This is a genomic window from Chryseobacterium sp. SIMBA_029, from assembly GCF_046535275.1.
In the GTDB taxonomy this organism is placed as follows: Bacteria; Bacteroidota; Bacteroidia; order Flavobacteriales; family Weeksellaceae; genus Chryseobacterium.
Genome location: NZ_JAWRXA010000503.1, coordinates 1 through 260, shown reverse-complemented (window position 1 = coordinate 260; position 260 = coordinate 1). Strand labels below are relative to the sequence as shown.

At 51.5% G+C, this 260-nt stretch carries 1 protein-coding gene; it reads right to left on the bottom strand.

Annotated elements, in window-relative coordinates:
• On the bottom strand, window positions 1–260 hold a 260-nt coding region (locus tag SB679_RS24985; protein WP_410704999.1), incomplete at both ends, for a hypothetical protein.

Here is a 260-nt window from a genome sequence, read left to right as displayed (position 1 = left end):
CCTGCGGCTGCGCCGTGCTGTTCATGACATCATAAGTGTCATGGAAATATTCCACGCCATAGTTCGATGAGACCGAGACATCGCCGAGATCGAATTTCGAGGTGTTCGAGACGTCGAAACCGATACCGGTATCGGTGATCTCGCGTCCGGCCGCAGTTCCTCCACCAGTCGCGTTTGTATCATACGTCATCTTCAGACGATTGTAATAGAAACCGGTCTTGAAATCGATGAGATCGTTGTCGCCGGGCTTGTATTCGTAG